The sequence below is a fragment of the Shewanella sp. SR43-8 genome (assembly GCF_014163775.1).
GTDB lineage: Bacteria > Pseudomonadota > Gammaproteobacteria > Enterobacterales > Shewanellaceae > Shewanella > Shewanella vesiculosa.
The window spans coordinates 1-3,023 of the sequence record NZ_JACJDX010000029.1; the positions used below are offsets into that span (position 1 = coordinate 1).

The following is a 3,023-nucleotide window of genomic DNA, read 5'->3' on the forward strand; positions in this document are numbered from 1 at the left end:
TACTGCGTTAGATAAACAAAATTTGTCTGGAAACCATAGAGCTGTGGCACCACCTGATCCCATTCCGAACTCAGAAGTGAAACACAGTATCGCCGATGGTAGTGTGGGGTCTCCCCATGCGAGAGTAGGTCATTTCCAGGCGCCTAATTTCTCTTTTACGAAAGAGTATGTTCCAAGAAGTAATTTGCTGATATGGCTCAGTTGGTAGAGCGCATCCTTGGTAAGGATGAGGTCCCCAGTTCGATTCTGGGTATCAGCACCAAGAGTTATCTAGTGTAATGTCCTAGAAAAGAGTTTGTCTGGAAACCATAGAGCTGCGGCACCACCTGATCCCATTCCGAACTCAGAAGTGAAACACAGTATCGCCGATGGTAGTTTGGGGTCTCCCCATGCGAGAGTAGGTCATTTCCAGGCGCCAAATAAAACAGCAAGGCCACCTTAATCGGGTGGCCTTTTTGTTTTTGCCTAAAGTTGTTCTCAATGTGAATCATTAGCTAGTGTGGATGATATGCCCATGCCAGGGTCGTTTGTTTTCCCAGCGATAAAGAATACTGCAAGGCCACCTTAATTGTGTGGCTTTTTGTTTTGTGTCTAAAGTTGTTCTCAATGTGAATCATTAACCAGTGTGGATGATATGCCCATACCAGAGTCGGTTATTTTCCCGGCGCTAAATAACACTGCAAGGTCACTTTAATCAGGTGGCCTTTTTGTTTTGTGCCTAAAGACTTCTCAATGCGAATCGTTAACCAGTGTGGATGATATGCCCATGCGAGAGTAGGTCATTTCCAGGCGCCAACTAAAACAGCAAGGCCACTCTAACCGAGTGGCCTTTTTGTTTTGTGCCTATAGTCTTTCTCAATACGAATCATTAGCAAGTGTGGATGATATGCCCATGCCAGGGTCGTTTGTTTTCCCAGCGATAAAGAATACTGCAAGGCCACCTTAATTGTGTGGCCTTTTTGTTTTGTGTCTAAAGTTGTTCTCAATGTGAACCATTAACCAGTGTGGATGATATGCCCATGACAGAGTAAGTTATTTTTAGGCACCTAGTTGACTTGAAATCGTCGCGAGATAGGCCACTATTTTGTTGCGGCTGTCTTGTGTCCAAAATTTGAGGGAATGGTCGTTGATAGCATTACATAATAGTATGTTTATATACCTATGCCAGAGGCGGTTATTTTATACGCTTAATTGATGTAAAAATCTCTGAGAAATTGAAGATGCGTTTAATGCATGTCATTTTTCGGTTGAAAACAATGATCGCACATGATCAATAAAAATCTATGGTCGATAACCCTGAGATAGCTGATTATTTCCAGGCATCTAATTAAGGTGAGTGAGTCGTGACACAGCGGGTTATAATGCAGTGGTTTTTATGGCTGCAGTTTGAGAACTCAAAGTACTTGAGCTATATAATCAAATATGACACTCGTATCGTGTATGTCGCTATGAGTAACAAGCTTTAATAAGAGCCGGAGCGAGGATGGATGAAGGTCCTGCGTTTATTAAACAAAGCTAGTAAGATAAGGTACTAGAAAATCAGCTTAGATGCTCGTCGTCACTAGTAGTTTTTAGCCTGTTATTTATGGCTTTATATTATCTCTTATTAAAGTCTAGTAACCATTTACTCATACTGCTGGTCTGTGGTGACATGCTGTTGATTTGACATTGTTCGTTGCTAACCTTCGCCGTTAATCTTGATGTTTCAGGTTTCATTTAATTAATAGGTTTCTGATGTTATTCATCTCTTTCTTGTCTACAAATCAAAAGTTATTAAATTGAAGCCGTACCAACCAGCTAGCCCACTATATCTAAGTATTATTTACCTATCTAAGCCGCAGTGAATTCAAATCCTTGACACAGTACCGTCTTAGATGTGTTCCTAAATAAGCCATCAGTTTTGCCTATCAGGCAGAAATTCTGCTACCCGTAATAATTGTTTAGCTCCTCAGTCTTACTAAGCTATCGATAGGTAAACTCATCGTATTCAAGCTGGCGATAGTATATAGCAACATTATGGCAAGTTAGAATGATGCTCGATAATGTAAATTACGCACTAAAGACTATTATGAAAAACGCCACCTCTTCAAACTAAGCTTGGCTTTGCCATATTATTTTTGTGTGGATTCTATCAATGTAATCACTTAAGTAAACGATACAAAGATTGTTATACAATTTGGTGACGTGACAATCAACATATCAAGATTGATCATCGCTTTGTTAAAATCCACAGTCATCTATATCTGCATCCTTTAAAGTAACTCTTTTTAAATATGCCGTAAGTCTATTCAAATATTCAGTTATGGTTCCTATTCGTCGTTAATAAGAACGACTCCAAAACTTGTCACTTACATTGAGTAACTTTATATCAATATCCCTTTGCTGTTTAAGGCAGAGTTTACCCATAGGATGATTCCTCAATCTTCTATGAGCACGTTAAGTGTCACTGCACACATCCAAGATCAACTCGTAAAACTCATAGTTAGTCTATATACAGTCGAATATAATCAAGTCTATTTAAATCAGCTCAGTTTTACATACTATCAATATAGGCCGCTTAACCTAACTAAGGGCCATTAAGCTATTAACATGGGTGAGAGTTTTTGTTTTTGGACCGATTGCACTCGACTCATTAAGCATGCATATAAATAAATGATACTTTTAATCGTGGTCTACATAGGATTTTACTATTCACGTCACTTTGCTACTTAGGATATTTTATCGCTTACAACCTCTTAATTGTGGATAAATCTGTGAGTAAGATGTTCTTAAGCTGGTGCTAACTTAAGTATAAAAATTAATTCATAAATATGACAAAAAAGGCCTTGCACAAAATCTTGTGGTGCCTATAATGCGCATCCACTGACACGGCAGACAGCGAAAGCGGTCACCGAGTTGGGTTGAATTAAGTGCTTCAAAACACTGGATTCAAGGCGAAAAGAAAGTTTGAAAAAACACTTGACGCCGACACGGGAAAGCGTAGAATACGCACCCCAAGCCAACGACCTAGCGTCTTACGGCGA

Annotated in this window: 1 tRNA gene and 2 rRNA genes; all 3 read left to right on the forward strand. The window is 39.5% G+C overall.

Going from position 1 to position 3,023, the window contains the following annotated elements:
• Positions 1–25 precede the first annotated feature (25 nt).
• Positions 26–141: ribosomal RNA gene (gene rrf / locus H5114_RS20180) — 5S ribosomal RNA — on the forward strand.
• A 45-nt stretch (positions 142–186) separates the two neighbouring features.
• Positions 187–262, forward strand: a tRNA-Thr gene (locus H5114_RS20185).
• Positions 263–298: 36 nt separating this feature from the next.
• A 5S ribosomal RNA gene (gene rrf / locus H5114_RS20190) occupies positions 299–414 on the forward strand.
• Positions 415–3,023 lie beyond the last annotated feature (2,609 nt).